The organism is Exiguobacterium sp. s16, from assembly GCF_018618115.1.
Classification (GTDB): domain Bacteria; phylum Bacillota; class Bacilli; order Exiguobacteriales; family Exiguobacteriaceae; genus Exiguobacterium; species Exiguobacterium mexicanum_A.
Genome location: NZ_JACSLM010000004.1, coordinates 189993 through 206260, shown reverse-complemented (window position 1 = coordinate 206260; position 16268 = coordinate 189993). Strand labels below are relative to the sequence as shown.

Below are 16268 nucleotides of genomic sequence, written 5' to 3'. Positions count from 1 at the left end.
CATATGAAGCGGGGGTAAACAAATATTTGTCGGGGGCACATACAAAACAGGTAGGTGGACTGAACTTGTTCAAAACGGGAAAGAACTAATGTAACGTTTGAGAAAGGGGAAACCGACATGCAGCCCTTTTGGACGACCCGTGCATTTCGTAATGGGATTTGGGTGTTGCTCATCTTGACGATTCTGTTCATGGCCAAACAAGTCGAATTCTTGTTTTATCCGATTGGAATCTTTTTCGCCACTGTCCTGACCCCGTTTTTATTCGCCGGCATCTTATTCTATTTGACGGTCGGTCTCGTCGATTGGTTGGAACTGAAGTTCAAGCGCCGGTCGCTCGCGATTTTGGCGATTCTGTTGCTGTTGCTCTTATTGACCGTCGTATTCGTCCTGACGCTCGGGCCGCTCATCACGCGGCAACTGCTCGCCTTGCTCGATACGTTCCCGCGCTTCGCCGAAGAGAGTTATCGTCAATTCCTGTTATTGTACGCTCGCCTCGAAGAGTACAGTTGGTTCCGTGAGTACGCCGAACAGAACGCGACGTCCGTCGAGACGTGGGTCCGCCAATTGGCCGATGCGCTCGGTGTCGTCATCGGCTCGGTCGCCGGGTCGCTCGGCCGTCTGCTTACCCTCGTCATTTCAGGGCTGTTCACGTTGTTCATCGCCTTGTTCTTATACGTCTTCATGCTGATTGACGGCGGCAAGCTCGCGAGTGCGATCGTCCGCTGGATTCCGCCGACGTATGAACAGGACGCCCGTCACATCCTGCACGATATGCACGAGACGATTAAGCGCTACGTCCGCGCCCAGCTCATCGTCTGTACGTTCGTCGGTTTCTTCGCCACGCTCGCCCTGTGGTTGCTCGACGTCCCATTCTTCCTGCCGCTCGGTCTGTTCATCTTCGCAACGAATATCATCCCGTATTTCGGCCCGTTCCTCGGGGCCGCACCCGCCGTCTTGATCGCGTTCATCGATGAACCGGTCAAAGCCATCTACGTCATCATCGCCATCACCATCGTCCAACAACTTGACGCCAACGTCATCTCACCGCTCGTCCAAGGCAAGTCACTTCGTGTCCATCCCATCACCATCACGCTCGTCCTGCTCGTGGCGGGGCGTCTCGCCGGTATCGTCGGTATGTTGCTCGCCGTCCCGCTCTACGCTGTCCTCAAAGTCACGTTCCTCAACATTCAAAAACTATATGCGCTCCGCAAACAGTCGAAGTTCTCCGGTGATTCAACTCGTTGATGTAGGACTCAATCCTGAAAGGGGATTCCGGCATGAACTCCTTACTCGCCTTCACGATCGTCATGCTGATTTGGACGATTAGCGACTATGTCTCAAAGAAGACGAAAGCGCTCCTGTCGTCTCTGTTCGTCGCCTCGGTCATCTTTCTCATCGGGTTCAAATCGGGATTATTCCCGGAAGATTTGTTGCCTTCCTCTTCGTTACTGACGCTCGGTCAGACGGTCGTCGGTCTCGTGATTGTCCATCTTGGGACGCTCATCAGCCTCGATGAGTTCAAACGACAATGGAAGACGTTCGTCATCGGGGTGTCCGCTGTCCTCGGGATTGCTGCTTTCCTATATGGCATCGGTCAGTTTTTCCTCGACACGAACTACGTGCTCAGTGCGATCGCAGCCATCAGCGGCGGAACGATCTCCATCATCCTCGTCCAAGACGCGGCCGTCAATGCCGGGCTCGTCTCGGTCGCCGTCTTCCCAGTGTTGATTGCGGCGACGCAAGGGTTGATCGGGTTCCCGCTCACATCGATCATCCTACGGAAAGAAGCACGTCGCATCCGGACGGCGCATCGCGACGGCACGCTCGTCACACCGGAAGAGCACGCGGTCGTCCATGACGAGACAGACGATTCGATTTTACCGGCCGCGTTTCATACGACGGCGGGGACGCTGTTCGTCATGGGGGTTGTCGTCCTCCTCTCGACCGTCTTGAGTGGCTGGACGAACGGCTACTTGAACACGTTCGTCATCGCCTTGATTCTCGGGATTGTGTTGCGCCGCTTCAAGATTTTGAAAGCGAACGCGTTGAACGGGATTGATGCCTATGGTCTCATCATGATTGCGATTCTTCTCATCATCTTCGGTCCGCTCGCGACGCTGTCACCGAGTGCTTTGTTCGAGTTGATTGTCCCGATTACCATCTCGTTCGTCCTCGGGGTATCTGGATTGCTGTTGTTCGCACTCATCGTCGGACGCTTCCTTGGCTATTCGAAAGAGATGTCGATGGCAATCGGGTTGACGGCGCTGTACGGATTCCCGGGCACGCTCATCTTGAGTGAAGAGGCCGCGAAGAGTATCGGGGAGACGGAAGAGGAGGTGCATATCATCGAGGATGAGATTTTACCGAAAATGATTGTCGCCGGGTTCTCGACGGTGACCATCACATCCGTGTTCATCACGGGGATACTTGCTGCTTTCATTTATTAAGAAGGAGGAGACAACATGGCATTATCAACTGAACTAGGCAAAATCAAGCAACTTCACAATGCAGAGGCGGGGGTGCTCAGTCTGTACTTGAGCACGAAACCGAGTGAGCGTGGCAAATGGGAGATCAACTTGAAAAACGAGTTGCGCCGGCTCGAGCAAGAAGTCGAGGCGAGCGGAGATGAGGCGAAACGGAAGGCGTTCAAACAGCTTCGCGAACGGGCCGAGCGAGAAATTTTAGGGAACGAACATAAGCTGTTGCGCAGCATCGTCTTATTCGCGGAAGGGAATGACGGCTTGTTCGAACTGCACTTCCTACAGCTCGATGTCGATAACGAGTTTCATTACGGGGACAAACCGAACTTGGATCAAATCGAGAAGCTCGACGCCGAGTTCCCAAACACGGGTATCTTGCTCGCCCAGCTTGACAGCATTACGGCATATGACACCAGACTCGGTGAAGTCGAGGACGTCGTCGTGTTCGATCTTGATTTAGACACTGACCAATGGAGACGCTATCAAGGGCGCGGTGCGGGCGGTAAGGCTTCATCGAGCAGCCAAGTGGATCAATTCGATAGCCGGAAAGAGAACCAAATCCATCAATTCTATCGGGACATCGCCGAAGAGATTCGTAAACTGCATAAGCATTACAAGTGGAGTGAGGTCGTCATCATCGGCCAAGATCGGAGCGCGAACTTGTTGAAAGATGAACTCGGACTCGACGTCGAGCGGGTTGTGAACCGGAACTTAGGACATGCCGAGGAAGAGGAGGTATTGCGGAGGGCGTTTGAAGCGTGAAGAAAGTGAGCGACAGGACATTGGTACTTCTGAAGTAGGCGCCCATCGTGTCACCAAAAAAACGCCTGACCTCATAGGAGGACAGGCGTTTTTGAATTAAAGTGATTTGTAGCCGAGGAAATGAGGGCGCCACTGCGGATCATGAATCGAGTTGATTTGGAGCATCTCGCCACCGGCGTGAATGAACGTCTCTTTGTCGAGCATGATGCCGATATGAGATGGTCCGTTGCGATACGTCCCGTGGAAGAAGATGATGTCGCCTCGTTTTCCGCTCGAAATATTCGTCCGGCGGTTCTTGAAATGGTTGCTTTGCCAATAACCGCTCACATTCGTCCGTCCGCCGACTTTACCGGCTTGGTTGGTCGCGTAATGAATGAGTCCGGAACAGTCAAACCCGCCATTGAGCGGAGATTGTGAGCCCCATGTGTACGGCGTCCCGAGATGTTTCGCAGCGGCCGCAATCATGCGCTCGGCTTGTGTGTTGCCACGTGACGCGAGTAACGGGTCCGATTTCATGCGAATGTCCTGCTTCTTCACGTAAACCGGTCGCCAACTGTCTTGAATCAAATACGAATCGCCGTGAAGGGACCGCGGATAGACCCGTCGGTTCGAGTCGAGGTACCCGATTGGTTTCGTATCGTACGGATTCGCATAGAACGGTGTGCGTTTGAACGTCTGGTAATGCGCTTTGACGTTCACACTTTTCGCCGCGACCGCCTTCGGTTTCGTCTTGGCAATATACGGGTTCAAGACATATACTTTTTTACCGGATGCGAGCCGGACTTGCCAAAAGTCGTCATCGATCGAGCGAAGCCCGACGAGCTTGGCGCCGCGTGCTAACTGTCCGGCTGGACGAGTATAGGCGATATCATTCGAGAAGTACGGTGTCCCGCTGAGTTGGGTGTAGAAGACGGTCCCAACTTTCGGTTTCGGAAGCGGCTTGTTTAGACTCAAGTACGCAGTGGCGACGAAACGATAGCTCGTCCCAATTTTGACGCGTGTGTAATGTCCGCTCGTACCGTATGTCTCAATCAACCGTCCGCGATTGAACTCGGTCACTTGTTTAGAAGACGTGGACGCGGCCTGATATACCTCGACCTCATCGAACTTGACGTAACGTTTACCTGTCGCGTCATAGAGTGGTGGCTTCTTCGTGCTCGTTAGGCTGGTTGCGACAAAGCGATACTGTCCGCCCGTGAAGACGCGCGTGTACTTCCCGTATGTCCCATAAATGTTCACGAGTGCTCCGCGCTTCAACGTCCCGATTTGTTTGAATGACTCGCTGTAAAGAGTGGCGTTTTTTGTGATGTAGCGTTGACCGGTCTTCAATGGGGCAGGCTTGGTCGTGCTCGTATGACTCGTTTGAACGAAGCGATACTGTCCGCCCGTGAAGACGCGTGACCGACTCCCGACTTGTCCGTAAATACTGATGCGTTGACCTCGCTTGACCGTCCCGACACGAGTGGATTGGGTCGCATCGGCGTACAAGGACGTATCTTTTGAGATGTACCGTTCCGTCGTTTTGACGGGGCGACTTGAAAGGGCACGCGCCGGTACATAGCGATAGCGGTCACCCGATTGGATGCGGAAATATCCGTTCGTTTGTCCGAACACGGTGATGGTTTGTCCGAGTGGCAATTGCCCTACGACGGGACCCGTGCGCGGCGAGGCATACAAGTCAGTCTTCGATTTCACATAACGTGTCTCCCCAAGAAGTGGAGGCGCCGTATCGGCAAGCGCAGCACGTTGGACGAATCGAGCCGTCTCGCCGACGACGCGCAGGAGTGTGGTCTCGTCCTCTAAATCGTAGACGCTCACGGTCGCACCGTATGATAAAGACTCGACCGCATTCCCGGCTTCATCCAGCAGGTTCGTTTCAGCGATGACGGTTTTCGTGACCGGTTCGGCGAGGACTTCGTTCGGGACGTACCCGGTTTGTTCACCTACTGATACGAGGGCGTGGGTATCGGACCGATCGAGAACGGTGACGGCCGTGCCTTTCGGTAACACGGTCAAGCTATCACTGTCTTCCATCGATACGAGGAGTGGTGTGTCGACCTTGATTAATAGGACGGTCGCTTCTGCGGAGACGGAAGCCACCAAGAAAAAGCTGAATAAGACAAGCAAACTGAATACGCGTTTGTACATTATGTAGCCACCTCAAGTCTATAGTTTCATCTGTTATTATATCGACTTAGAAAAGGAAAATGTTAGAAAATGAGGTGGGATATTGTATCTTGTCTCCGATATGGCATGCTAGAATAACAAAAAGCATCCGGAAAGTAGGGAAAACCATGAAATTTGTAGTCTTATTTGGTCCGCAAGCCGTCGGCAAGATGACGGTCGGACAAGAGCTCGCACGAATCACCGACTTGAAGCTGTTCCATAACCATATGACAATCGACCTCGTCAATCCGTTCTTCAGTTACGGGACACTGGAAGGGCGTCGCCTCGTCCAACTGTTCCGCCATGAGCTGTTCGACGCGGTCGCGAAAAGTGATTTGGACGGGATGATCTTCACGTTCGTCTGGGCGTTCGACTTGGAAGAGGACTGGGCGTATATCAAACAAGTGACCGACCTGTTCGAGTCGAACGGGGCCGACATCTATTACGTCGAGCTCGAGGCGGACATCGAGGAACGGCTCGTCCGGAACACGACGGAGAACCGGTTGACGCATAAACCGACGAAGCGGGACATCGCCTGGTCGGAAGGCGAGTTGAAGCAGACGGCGACGCTATACCGATTGAACTCACGGGACGGGGAACTCGATGTCGACAACTACTTGCGCATCAACAACACACATCTCGATGCGACGACGGTCGCCGAACAAATCAAACAACATTTCCAGCTATGACGAAAACGAGCCCCGCGAAGGAGCTCGTTTTTGTTATGCCCACCACTCGGGGCGTTGATAAGATTTGAGCAGTTCTTTCTCGACGAGACGTTCTGCCAGATACGAGGTGACACCTCGTAACGTGTCGTCCATGTCGGCGGGATGGACCATCACCTCGATTGAACCGCCTGGTTGAAGCGCGTCGAGCGTCTCTCGTGTGACGCCATCACCGTAGAATTGGTCGCTGAACCGTTCGGTCACCCACAAATCCCGGCGTGCGTCGAGTGTCGTTAAGGCCCGAAACGTCGTGCCATATTCTTCGGCGAGACGGACGATGACGTCTTGAATCGCCGGCCAGCCATGGACGTGGTGATGACTGTCGAGATGATGGAGCGGGAGACCCGTCGCGCGAAACGCCTCGATTTGGGCTTTCCACTCGAGATAGACGAGCTCCGGGTCTGGCGCCGTCTCGGTCAGAAAACGGTTCGTGTAGCGGAACGTCCCGTCTTCTTTCGTGAGCGGTGTGCTCGTCTCGGCGACGAAACAACTCGCAGACGTGTTCACCGTCGACGAACAGGCGCCGATTCAAAAAATTGAGCGGATCCGTCATGCCGACGGGGAGCCGACGCAGTACGAGGTATCGTTCATCCCGTGGCAGATCGCACCGGGCATCACGAAAGACCAGGCCGAGCATTCGCTCTTCCAGACGCTGTCGCAAGTCCATGACGTCCATGTCGCCAAAACGACGGAGTCGCTCGAAATCGCGCTAGCCGATGAGAAAGTGAGTGGGTTGCTCGACTGTCCGCTCGGCACACCGTGTTTCTATATCGAGACGGTGACCGAGGATGCCTCGGGACGCACGATCGAATATTCACGGTCCTACTTCAGAGGGGATAAGACGAGCTTCGTCATCGAGCGGAGCTATTCATGAAAAACACGCCGAGATTGGCGTGTTTTTTTGTCTGTTTCATCAAACATTTACAAAAAGAGCCTTACATACATTCGACGTTAGAATGAGTATAAGACTCTTCACATGGGCGGTGAGACAGATGAGATATGAAGTTTTTTTCTCACGTTGCTTTAGAAGACACGAGTCGTTTTATAATCATAATCTCGTAAACCTAGTCACTTTTCGCATGAATGACTATGTTTACAAGATTGAACTAGGTCAAAATTGAATAAACCTATTTATTTTTGCCTTAAATGAATAGGTTTAGCAGATAGATGATTTACGATTTACATTACTTTAATGTAAACAAGATAAATTCTGCCTTCGAACAAAGTTACTCACAAACCTGCATGAGGTTAAATCAGTTTTCAAAGAGTTCAGCTTTCTCTTCTTTTGTAAGACCGCTGAAAAACTTCTTATGAACTTTCAATCTTTTTTCTTTTATCGGGAACAGCTTTTCGAACCACGTGACGGCCATTGGGGTATGTTCTGGTTGAGCATTTATTGTCGTCAAAAATCGTTCATACTCCTCGATGATTTCTTCCGTGATAGAGGAGACGTCTTTGTTTCGGCTTACGTAGTCAGCTTCGGCAAGATCTCTTGCGGTGATGCTTGGTGAAATTGTTTTGACGACCCCATACTCGGACGGCATTCTTTTTTCATCAAGAGAGATAAAATAGTAAATGTAGTTTGGTAGGCGGAACAATCCCTTTTTTGTATCTTTCGGTTGCGCGACATAAAGCCAAGCCCCTTTATCGGCATGGCAGTTCCAATCAGGTTCATAGATGGCGACGAGCATTTTGTCATATGTTTTCACGATGCACCTCTAAGAAGGTATTTGTTTTATCATTTCGATTATAAAAGATATGATGAGAAGTAACTAGGGAAAGGCGGGATACAATGCTATTCAAAAAGAAAACAGCAGAAGAAGCGGCGGGAACGAAACGGTTTCACGTCAAGTTGACGGAACAACTGCCGGAACTCGGTCAAATCACCATTCTCGTCGATACGGCCACCGGCGTGAACTATATCCAGACGTGGGTCGGGACCGGTAGTGGCATCACCCCGCTACTCGACGCGAATGGTGATGTTGTGGTCGAGGAAGGGTATAGACTGTGAGTTCAGAAAACTTATACATGTATTTTTGAGACAGACAGCATGACATGATGGGAGGCGACGCCGATGCATATTATCGAATTCAAAAACGTGAGTCATGGAGACATTTTACATAACGTGACGGGATATTTCCGGCAAGGACGGATCACGACGTTCGTCGGTCCGAGCGGTGCCGGTAAGACGACGTGCCTGAAGCACATCAACGGCCTGTTATCGCCGGACGCCGGCGCGATTTATTTTAAAGGGGAGAACATCGATTCGATTGACGTCATCGAGTTGCGCCAACGTGTCGGTATGGCGTTCCAAAGTGCGCCGATGATTGATGGCACGGTGTACGACAACATGAACCTGCCGAAAGCCATCTTCGGCGAGACGCTCGAACGCGAGCGGGCGGCGGACCTGCTACAGAAAGTCGACTTGGGCGGCATCTCGCTCGACCAACCGATCAAGACGTTGTCGGGCGGGGAACGGAGTCGGGTCGCCATCGCCCGGACGCTCGTCAACAAACCGGACGTGCTGTTATTGGACGAGATCACGGCGAGCCTCGACTATCGGACCGTGAAAGAAATCGAGCGGTTGATCGTCAGGCTGCAAAAAGACTTCGGGGTCACCGTCGTCTGGATTACGCACGACCTTGATCAAGCCCGCCGTGTCAGTGATGACATGTGGTTTTTGCGAAACGGGGAACTGATTGAGTTCGGCGATGCGACGTTCATCGACGAGTCGGACAACCCGATGATCGGTCGTTTCGTGAGGGGGGAAGAGCTATGACGTTCATCGAACTGATGACCTCGTTGATTTTCGTCGCCATCCCGCTCGGTTTGGCGCTGTTCTTAAAACTCGGGCTCGAACGCGACATCTTGATCGCGACGGTGCGGTCGATTGTTCAGTTGCTCATCATCGGCTATATTTTGACGTTCGTCTTCGAGAGCGACAGCCCGGTGTTCATGTTGCTCATGATCCTGCTCATGATTGGGGCGGCCACACAGAACATCATCAAGAAAGGGGACGGCATCCCCGGCATCACATGGATGATTCTGCTCACGCTCGTCACGGTCGAGACGTTGACGATGGGTCTCATGCTCGGGCTCGGCATCATCCCGTTCGAGCCGGAGAAAGTCATCCCAATCAGCGGCATGGTCATCGGGAATTGTATGGTGTTGTCGCTCTTGTTCTTGAACAAGTTCAAAGACGAGGTCGAGCGGAGCGATGAAGTGATTGAGCTCATCTTGTCGTTCGGTGGCACACCGAAGGCAGCGATTGAGCGCAGTTTGAAGAGCGCCATCCGCACGAGCATGATTCCGACCGTCGAGGCGCAGAAGACGATGGGGCTCGTCCAACTACCGGGTATGATGAGCGGTCTCATCATCGGTGGGGCCGACCCGATGGAGGCGGTGCTCTATCAATTACTCATCTTGTTCCTCATCTTGACGACCGCATCCATCTCGGCGGTCATGGTCGGTTATCTCGCGTATCCGCGCCTGTTCAACCAAAAACTTCAGTTCGTCGGGTTGACGTATCGAAAGGGGAAAACGACATGATTCAAGGCATCCATCACGTGCAAATCACGATCCCGAAAGGTGAGGAAGCCCGTGCCCGTGCGTTTTATTGTGGCGTGCTCGGTCTTCCAGAAATCGAGAAACCGGCGTCGCTTCAAGGACGGGGCGGTTTTTGGCTCGAGGTCGGCGACCAGAGCGTCCACGTCGGCACCGAGGACGGGTTTGACCGGCTGTTGACAAAAGGACATGTCGCCTATGCCGTGACCGATTTAGCGGAATGGGGACAGAAACTTGAGGCGGAAGGTATCGAGCGGCTCACGGGCATCCCGATTCCCGGATTCGACCGGTTCGAGTTCCGCGACCCGTTCGGCAATCGAGTCGAGATGATTCAAGCTATCTAAATGGAGAGTGCCCACAGTGGGTGCTCTTTTTTCGTTCAAGAGATGCCGAACAGTTCGATGACAGCTTTCCAATTGGAGGGATAGGCGTTGCTGCCACTATGCTGGTGCAACAGTTTGCCGTGACGGTTCACGGTGAAGTTCCATTGCGTTCCGTCCATCGTGAAGCATCCTTTTTCTTCGAACACTTCAGGCCAGCGATGGGAGACGAGCGACACGAATCGCTCATGGACGCGGAAGGCATCTGTTTCGTTGTACCAACCGGATCTGGGGATCGCCGTGCTTAAGTCGAACTCTTCACGCCAGATGACTTCTCGTTTGACAGCGCCATCTTCAAAAAATGTGATGGTGGACTCGTTATGGATGCCGAAGCCGCCGACCGTGAACGTGACGGTGATGGTCGGTCGTTTTTTACGGATGGCATCGAGCGGGATGGTCGGCTCGAACGTCAATTTCGCTTCACGCGACGCTTTGAGGGCCAGCTGTTCTTCTACGGAACGCCTCGGACGAACGGATTGAAACCATTGCGGTTGTTTGTGTTGACTCATGTTCATCTTCCTTTCACCTCATCGGATGGCTTGATTATAAGCAAAATGAACATGATGGGTATGTACAAAAATGAACCAGGTATGATGAAAGGGAGTGTCGATTGGGACACTCCCTTTTGAGGTGACGTATTTAGTGTCAAGAAGGCGGAACGATTGTCCCTTGATGGAAACGCATCTTCCACTGGCCATCAACGTTCACCCAAATCGAACTGCGCAAGGCGATGCGTCCAGTGGAGTGGTCTTCGGTCCGATACGTGGCCAGGACGACGTCGTCTTGAACGCTATCCAGTGAGAAGTCGGATAAGGTGATGTGAATCTCGCCGAGGTCCATCGTGGCGGCAGATGCCGTCCGATATAACATGCGCCCCGAACTGCCGATTTCAAAGAAATCATCCGTGAGTAGACGGTGCAAGTGCTCAGGCGATGTGCGCACTTCGGTCGTCAGTAACGCCCGTTCCTGTTGTTCGATCAAGTCAGCCAGCATGTGGTTGCTCCTCCCGTTTTCCAAAATTCATGACGATGACGCCGAGCACGATGACGATCAGGCCGATGCTGTTCAAGGTCGACAGCACTTCCCCATACACGAACACCCCGATCAGCCCGGTCGCGACCGTACCGAGTCCGGCCCAGACGCTATAGGCAATGCTGAGGGGGATGGTCTTCAAGACGATGCCCATCAATGTGAACGAAATCGCGAAGCTGAGTAAGAGAACCAGACTCGGGAACAGATTGGTGAATCCGTCCGACAGCTTCAGCATCGACGTCCCGAGCACTTCGAACGCAATCGATAACAGTAAGATTCCATAGGATTTCATGATTTCCCTCCTCATAGTTTCATCAAGACGAGTCCGACGATGACAAGCCCGATGCCGACAACGGTCTGAATCCGGACTTGTTCCTTGAAGACGAGGAAGCCGATCAGCGCCGTCGCCGCCGTGCCGACCCCGCTCCAGAACGCATAGGCGAAACTGAGCGGGATTGAGAGGAGGGCGAGCGACAACAAGTAAAACGCCGTCACGTAACCGAAGGCGACACCGAGGACGGGCAGGCGGCTCGTTGTCGTCGCGTTCAGCTTCAGCATGCTCGAACCGAACAGTTCAGAGACGATGGCACCGACGAGATAGACGAAGCCCATATCAACGCATTCCTTTCATTGGAGCGTCGCCTAGATTGCGAATCATACGGATGGTGGTCCGGAATAAGGAATTAATTTTTAGCATGTGCTTCCTCCTCGTTCTATTGAAAATCAATAAAGTCATTGTAGTCGAGATTTGAACGTGAACACAAACAACGCGCCCCCCTTCGTAGAGGAGCGCGCGCATGTCAGTCGGTTTGCGTTGCAGGTTGTTTTAATTGTTGGAGCAAAGCCATCAAATCTTCACGAACGAATGGGGCAAGCGTCTCATTGAACGACTTGGTCATATGGTTACTGTCGACATAACCGACGACGTTACCGACGACCGGGCGGCATACGTCTTCTTCACAGATGTAATCCGAGTAGTCGTAATAGTAGACGTTGGACGGCTTGTCGGCCAGCTGATCCCAGTCACTGACAGCCGGTAACGTCTTCTCGCGGTCAACGCTACATTCATCGGCGTTACGGCCGAACTCGGCGAGACAGGCCGGGACTCGATTGTCGAAAAACGGCGTGTCCCGAATCGCAAAGATTGGAATATCGAGCGCTTCGAGTTGTTTGAATCGTTCGACGTAACCTTCCGGCACACCGATGTTCTCCTGATGTCCGATATCGGCCATCGTGATGACAAGGTCGACGTCCGCCTCGACGATAGCATCAACGATTTTCGTGTTCCATTCGTTACATTCCGGGTAGTTACCGATGATGCCCGTGCTGAAGCGGCAAGCGCTCTTCGTCATATTGACGAGGTGAATCCGTTCGTCTTTGATGAACGTATTGAGCGCCGGATGCCAGTGGCTCGAGTGCGAACCGCCGACGAGGGCGACTTTATAGAGTGGGTCTTCCGTCTCACCGTAATCGCACGTCAACACGTTTGTCTCCGGTACGGGAGCGTGACAGCCGTCCCAGAACGGTTCTGAGCGATCGTTGACAATGTCCGCATCAAATGGGATGTACGGGAGTTCTGGTGTGTTTGCGAACGTATCCGTGAAGACGAGGCCACCCGGATAGTCCGGTGACGTGGCGAGCGAGAGCTGTTCACTCTGTTCGGCCTCGATTTTGGCCTGCCAAGCGACGTTCATCACGAGGACGGGCAACATGAACGCGATGAGCGTCCCGACGACTTTCGGATGATAGTTCGTCTTCGTGTTGAGCGTCCGGACCGGGCGCTCGATGATGGACGTCGTCACGTAGGACAACGCAAGCGAAATCAATATGATACCGACCCCGTCCGCAAGCGAGACGTCGGTCGCCCCTTTCCAGACGTAATAGAACGTCAGGAGCGGCCAATGCCATAAATAGAAGCCGTACGACAGGCTGCCGAGCTTCGCGAGCGGTTTCGAGCCGAGCAAGCGCTCGACACCGTACGTACTCCCGTTTTCACCTGCGACTAAAATCATGACCGCGGCGAACGTCGGCAAGAGGGCGACGTAACCCGGGAAGACGCCACCGACGTCCAAGAGGAGACCCGTCGAAACGAGCGTGGCCAGCCCGAGCCAACCGACAATCGTCGAGGCGAGCGGAGCGAGTCGGATTTTCGAGATGACCAAGAACAGGATACCGCCGAGCGAGAACTCCCAGACGCGAGCGAACGTGTCAAAGTAGGCCCATGGTTGATTATGACCGGTCATCCAAACCGAATACGCGAACGATGGGATGAACACGGTGATGAAGATGGCTAGTAGCTTGGGTCGAATGTCTTCTGTTTTGCTACGCTTCACCCAAAAGATGGCGAGGGTGATCAAGAAGAACCAGATCACGTAAAACTGGGCTTGAATCGACATCGCCCAAAAGTGTTGGACCGGACTCTTGTCATTTCCTGCATCCAAGTAGTCAACGGCACTGAAGGCGAGCTCCCAGTTTTGAAAATAGAGGGCCGAGGCGAACAGTTCTTGAATCGTCTGTCCCCAACGCACGCTCGGTAAGAAAAAGTAACTAGCGATGGTGACGGCGGCCAAGACGAAGAACGCCGCCGGAAACAGCCGTTTGAACAAACCAAATAAGTAATCAAAGAAGTTGACGCTCCCAAGACGACGATAACGTGACAAGAGGGAGGCCGTGATGAGGAAGCCGGAGACGACAAAGAAGACGTCGACCCCACCAGACACTCGTCCGAGCCAAATGTGATAAATCGCGACGAGAAGCGCCGCGACAGCACGAAGCCCCTCGATTTCAGGCCGAAACTTCTTCGGGCCTTTGCCCGCAGTGTCAGCGACAGGTGTAGTGGTATGTGACATTGAAAAACTCCTTATCCCTATATCAAAATACGACGTGGTTATTTTGCACTATTTTCCATAGTACCATAATGGATAGAAGTGGCAACTGATTTTTAGAGCCGAATCGGTTTTGGATGATTGATTGAAAAAAGAGGGAGGGGCACGAATGGGTTCTCATCTGATGCATCTCGTCATTGCGAACGAAGTATGTCCATATTTAGAGGGTATTGATCAAACGACATTTCTGTTAGGGAATCTTGCACCCGATGCGTCAACGGTGAAGGAAATCACACATTATTATGCGGGGCGACATGAGGATTTGACACGTCGGCTCGACATCGAACAGTACTGGGTGGACAGTGCGAACGAGAATCCATCGTTCCGGCTCGGTTATTATTGCCACCTCGTCGCGGACGAGATTTGGCTACAAGGTTTCTACAAGGGATGGCTCAAGCAAGTCATCACGAATGACCTGGAAAAGCAGGCGATGTATTATGCCGATTTTGATGCGTATAATGCACGCCTAGCTCAACGACTAGGTGTCTTCGATTTCACTTCGTTGAAAAACCATGCGACGAATGAACTACGTGAACTCGTAGTGAAAGTCGAGCGAGATTCGGAGGTGACAGAGGAAGGGACGTATACGATGTTTTTGCCACACCAGCTCGATGGTTACGTCGAGACGTGCATCCTTCGTTGCCGACAGATGGTTCAACAGAAAAGTGAGGTGACCACATGACACAACGCCGCTATGCGCCGCTCTACGTAACGTTTGGACTTTCGATTCTGACAATCGTGGCGCTGTTCACCTTGAACGCTCGTTTTTTTCCGAATTTGGACTTGATGACGGCCATCTGGGTGTATATCGCTTTAGATATCGCCTTGATCGCCACATTGATTTGGGGCCTATTCTCGAAAGAGAAGACGGTACGTGTGTTCAGCCTCGTTGGGAATCTTGGGTTGATCGTGCCGCTATCGATTTGGATTTTTCTGTTGTTGCTTGCTAATGGGATTTCGGAGGCGTAATCGGACAAATGAGAATGAATCAATGAACCCTATTTACCCAGAAAGTGGACGGACGGTCCGCTTTCTTTTTTTGTTTGCATTAGATAGAAAGAATAATATTTCCATTTCCAATTTGAAAATTTGGCATTGCACAACCTTTTTTTGTTTGTTATGCTTCTCAATGAAAACGACAATGATAATCATTATCAGTGAGAAAGCGTCAGTATCCATACATAGAGCAGAATCGTGAAACGGTTGCGGACTCACTGAGAAGGTCGTCATTCAAAAACAGATACACAGGGAGATGGAAAGAATGGGGAAATGGAAAGCAGCAGTCATGCTCACATCACTCGTCTTCACGCTAGCCGCATGCGGTAGCACGGACGAGACGAAAGACGCAGGAAGCGCGGAAGCGGAGACAGCACCGAAAACAGTTGAAATCACGGACGCACATGGAACAATCGATGTGCCTGTCAACCCGGAGAAGGTCGTCGCGCTCGACAACCGAACGTTCGAGACGCTCTCAGATTGGGAAATCGACTTGGTCGCCGCCCCAATCGGATTGATTCCAGCGGACTTGCCTTATAAAAATGATAAAGACATCGTGGACGTCGGGATGCACAATGAACCGAACTTAGAAGCGATCGCCGGTGTGGATCCGGATGTTGTCATCGTCGGCCAACGATTCGCCGACTACTACGACGACATTAAAAAGTTGGTACCGGAAGCAGCCGTCATCGATTTGAACATCGAGCTCCCGGAAGATGCGGGCACGCCAGGTGAAATCTTGGTCGAAGGCTTTGAGACAACGACGCGCTCACTCGGACAAATCTTTGAAAAAGAAACGGAAGCAGATGAGCTCATCGCGAGCTTCGAAGCATCGATTGACAGTGTGAAAGAGGCATACGACAGTGAAGACACGGTGATGTCAGTCATCGTCTCGGGCGGAAATATCGGCTTCTCGGCACCGAACACAGGACGTGTCTTCGGACCGATGTATGACATCTTTGACTGGACACCAGCCCTCGAAGTAGCGAAAACGACAGGGGACCATCAAGGGGATGAGGTCTCGGTCGAAGCGATTGCCGAGAGTGACCCGGACTGGTTGTTCGTCCTCGACCGTGATGCGGCCATTTCAAGCATGGAAGACGCAGTGCCTGCAGCGGACGTGATTGATAACGCACCGGCGCTCCAAAAAACGAAAGCCGTGACAGACGAAAAAATCGTGTATGCGCCGAACGATACGTACATCAACGAGTCGATTCAAACTTATTCTGAACTATTCAACGATATCGCAGCCGCGCTTTCGAAATAAGGGAGTCACGT

Annotated in this window: 20 protein-coding genes; 12 read left to right on the top strand and 8 right to left on the bottom strand. The window is 52.4% G+C overall.

Translation table 11 applies throughout. The features are described from left to right. Positions 1–117 precede the first annotated feature (117 nt). From KNP86_RS09905 to KNP86_RS09895, 3 genes are read left to right on the top strand one after another with little or no spacing between them, the layout of a single operon-like run. A complete protein-coding gene (locus KNP86_RS09905; protein ID WP_214754117.1) occupies positions 118–1245 on the top strand; it encodes an AI-2E family transporter in 1128 nt (375 codons plus the stop codon). A gap of 32 nt (positions 1246–1277) precedes the next feature. Then, positions 1278–2447 (top strand): hypothetical protein, encoded by a 1170-nt coding sequence (locus KNP86_RS09900; RefSeq protein WP_214754115.1) that lies wholly within the window; start codon positions 1278–1280, stop codon positions 2445–2447. A 15-nt stretch (positions 2448–2462) separates the two neighbouring features. Then, on the top strand, positions 2463–3242 hold the full coding sequence (locus tag KNP86_RS09895; protein WP_214754113.1) for a VLRF1 family aeRF1-type release factor: 780 nt from the start codon (positions 2463–2465) through the stop codon (positions 3240–3242). Between the two features lie 96 nt (positions 3243–3338). On the opposite strand, the gene KNP86_RS09890 is transcribed toward KNP86_RS09895, so the two are convergent. Beyond that, positions 3339–5390 (bottom strand): SH3 domain-containing C40 family peptidase, encoded by a 2052-nt coding sequence (locus KNP86_RS09890; protein WP_214754107.1) that lies wholly within the window; start codon positions 5388–5390, stop codon positions 3339–3341. Positions 5391–5536: 146 nt separating this feature from the next. Here KNP86_RS09890 and KNP86_RS09885 point away from each other — a divergent pair, with 146 nt between their 5' ends. Beyond that, complete coding sequence (locus tag KNP86_RS09885) at positions 5537–6097, top strand: AAA family ATPase (protein ID WP_034778909.1); 561 nt, start codon at positions 5537–5539, stop codon at positions 6095–6097. A 33-nt stretch (positions 6098–6130) separates the two neighbouring features. Here KNP86_RS09885 and KNP86_RS09880 read toward each other — a convergent pair whose 3' ends face one another. Further along, positions 6131–6640: a ChbG/HpnK family deacetylase gene (locus KNP86_RS09880; RefSeq protein ID WP_235420214.1), complete on the bottom strand. Its 510-nt coding sequence runs from the start codon at positions 6638–6640 to the stop codon at positions 6131–6133. On the opposite strand from KNP86_RS09880, the gene KNP86_RS09875 reads away from it, so the two are divergent. Beyond that, the gene (locus KNP86_RS09875) at positions 6633–7007 is read left to right on the top strand and encodes a GntR family transcriptional regulator (RefSeq protein ID WP_235420213.1); all 375 of its coding nucleotides are present in this window, start codon (positions 6633–6635) and stop codon (positions 7005–7007) included. The genes KNP86_RS09880 and KNP86_RS09875 overlap by 8 nt on opposite strands. 379 nt (positions 7008–7386) lie before the next feature. Here KNP86_RS09875 and KNP86_RS09870 read toward each other — a convergent pair whose 3' ends face one another. After that, positions 7387–7842 (bottom strand): hypothetical protein, encoded by a 456-nt coding sequence (locus tag KNP86_RS09870; RefSeq protein ID WP_034778906.1) that lies wholly within the window; start codon positions 7840–7842, stop codon positions 7387–7389. An 83-nt stretch (positions 7843–7925) separates the two neighbouring features. Here KNP86_RS09870 and KNP86_RS09865 point away from each other — a divergent pair, with 83 nt between their 5' ends. From KNP86_RS09865 to KNP86_RS09850, 4 genes are all read left to right on the top strand, one after another. Further along, entirely contained in the window at positions 7926–8144 is a 219-nt protein-coding gene (locus tag KNP86_RS09865; RefSeq protein ID WP_034778903.1) for a DUF6440 family protein, read from the top strand. Positions 8145–8207: 63 nt separating this feature from the next. Beyond that, entirely contained in the window at positions 8208–8912 is a 705-nt protein-coding gene (locus KNP86_RS09860; protein WP_034778901.1) for an ABC transporter ATP-binding protein, read from the top strand. Next, the gene (locus KNP86_RS09855; protein WP_214751501.1) at positions 8909–9682 is read left to right on the top strand and encodes an ABC transporter permease; all 774 of its coding nucleotides are present in this window, start codon (positions 8909–8911) and stop codon (positions 9680–9682) included. Before KNP86_RS09860 ends, KNP86_RS09855 begins: the two co-directional genes overlap by 4 nt. Next, entirely contained in the window at positions 9679–10041 is a 363-nt protein-coding gene (locus KNP86_RS09850; RefSeq protein ID WP_214754106.1) for a VOC family protein, read from the top strand. Before KNP86_RS09855 ends, KNP86_RS09850 begins: the two co-directional genes overlap by 4 nt. Positions 10042–10076: 35 nt before the next feature. Here KNP86_RS09850 and KNP86_RS09845 read toward each other — a convergent pair whose 3' ends face one another. The 5 genes from KNP86_RS09845 to KNP86_RS09825 form a co-directional block, all read right to left on the bottom strand. Continuing rightward, entirely contained in the window at positions 10077–10586 is a 510-nt protein-coding gene (locus KNP86_RS09845) for a hypothetical protein (RefSeq protein ID WP_214754105.1), read from the bottom strand. Positions 10587–10722: 136 nt separating this feature from the next. Continuing rightward, positions 10723–11070, bottom strand: a complete 348-nt coding sequence (locus KNP86_RS09840; protein ID WP_214754104.1) for a nuclear transport factor 2 family protein — start codon at positions 11068–11070, stop codon at positions 10723–10725. After that, positions 11060–11401, bottom strand: coding sequence for a DMT family transporter (locus tag KNP86_RS09835; RefSeq protein ID WP_214754103.1), 342 nt, complete (start codon positions 11399–11401; stop codon positions 11060–11062). Before KNP86_RS09835 ends, KNP86_RS09840 begins: the two co-directional genes overlap by 11 nt. 11 nt (positions 11402–11412) lie before the next feature. Continuing rightward, a complete protein-coding gene (locus KNP86_RS09830) occupies positions 11413–11721 on the bottom strand; it encodes a DMT family transporter (RefSeq protein ID WP_214754102.1) in 309 nt (102 codons plus the stop codon). 188 nt (positions 11722–11909) lie between these two features. Continuing rightward, positions 11910–13958 (bottom strand): acyltransferase family protein, encoded by a 2049-nt coding sequence (locus tag KNP86_RS09825; protein ID WP_214754100.1) that lies wholly within the window; start codon positions 13956–13958, stop codon positions 11910–11912. Positions 13959–14103: 145 nt separating this feature from the next. Here KNP86_RS09825 and KNP86_RS09820 point away from each other — a divergent pair, with 145 nt between their 5' ends. From KNP86_RS09820 to KNP86_RS09810, 3 genes are all read left to right on the top strand, one after another. Then, positions 14104–14676 (top strand): zinc dependent phospholipase C family protein, encoded by a 573-nt coding sequence (locus KNP86_RS09820; RefSeq protein WP_214754098.1) that lies wholly within the window; start codon positions 14104–14106, stop codon positions 14674–14676. Then, entirely contained in the window at positions 14673–14963 is a 291-nt protein-coding gene (locus KNP86_RS09815) for a hypothetical protein (protein ID WP_034778884.1), read from the top strand. Before KNP86_RS09820 ends, KNP86_RS09815 begins: the two co-directional genes overlap by 4 nt. 292 nt (positions 14964–15255) lie before the next feature. Then, positions 15256–16257 carry a siderophore ABC transporter substrate-binding protein gene (locus KNP86_RS09810; RefSeq protein ID WP_200881490.1) on the top strand — a complete coding sequence of 334 codons (1002 nt, stop codon included), beginning with the start codon at positions 15256–15258 and terminating at the stop codon, positions 16255–16257. Positions 16258–16268 lie beyond the last annotated feature (11 nt).